At 29.7% G+C, this 1,071-nt stretch carries 1 protein-coding gene; it reads right to left on the reverse strand.

From position 1 onward, the window contains the following. Nucleotides 1-111: 111 nt before the first annotated feature. Nucleotides 112-627 (reverse strand): hypothetical protein, encoded by a 516-nt coding sequence (locus NNC77_RS16470; protein ID WP_254971934.1) that lies wholly within the window; start codon nt 625-627, stop codon nt 112-114. Between the last annotated feature and the right edge of the window lie 444 nt (nt 628-1,071).

Raw genomic sequence — 1,071 nt, forward strand, 5'->3', positions numbered from 1 at the left:
GTCTTCTTTTCGCAACACTAAGGTAAGTGAAAATTCTGACATGGCAAAATCCTGGGCAACTTTTTGTTGCTCAGGCACTTATAAATAATGTTAAACTATAGTGTTGCGGAATTAAGGATCTATAATTTTATTATATAATGGAGGATTATCTAGAAGTTTTATTCTTTTGACTTGTTCTGAATCTGCTTTATCTAGCATACGAGAAACAAGCTTCTTTCTTATAATATATTTCCTTAACATTTCGAAATCTTGCTCTTTTATATCTTTTTCATCATTATCTGCAATATAATATAAACAAGAATTTGTGGGAATTTGAAACACCATAAGCAATGGTAAAGCTTTCGCTTCTTGTTCCAAAGAAGAAGGGCTCATTATCTCAGAAATAAGCTGATTATTGTATTGCCTAAAAGCACTATTCAAAATATCATCTAATTTTTCATCATTAGATTCTTCATTTGGGCTTCCTTGATTAAGATTTTCAATATTTACTTTCATATCCGGGACATATTTTTGTAACATATCCTTAGGATCAAGAAAGTAAGTTGTTAAATTCCACAAAGGCAATAGAAGATCTTCTGATAAAACTCTGAAACTTACAAAACGATTATAACGCAATGGTTTAAACATCTTTATAATATATTTTTTGAGTACGCATGAATTATCTTTTCTATCTCTTCACCATATTCCGCATAATAGTCATAATACAAGTCAAATAATGTCATCAAATCCTCTGGCTCATAAGTCACTATTTCTTTAATTTTTATTCCCTTAAGTTCAAACGACATGTCTGTAGATAGAGGACGAAATACTCTGATTTGATAATCTGGATATATCAAAGTCAAATTATTTAGTCGGTTTATATTTGCAACATAGTCATCTGAAAACATAAAAAGAATAATTTCTTTCTCATCATGCTTAAGAAGAATACGCTCTGAAGCTTTTATATATATGTTACTAAAGTTTCGCAAGTGAAAATTCACAAGCGTGATTTAACGTAATTTTGGAATAAAAAAGGCTCTGAAGTTTGTATAACTCACAGAAAATGAGTATCTTTACAATCGCTAAACAATA

This window comes from Segatella copri, from assembly GCF_024330485.1.
Taxonomy (GTDB): domain Bacteria; phylum Bacteroidota; class Bacteroidia; order Bacteroidales; family Bacteroidaceae; genus Prevotella; species Prevotella copri_L.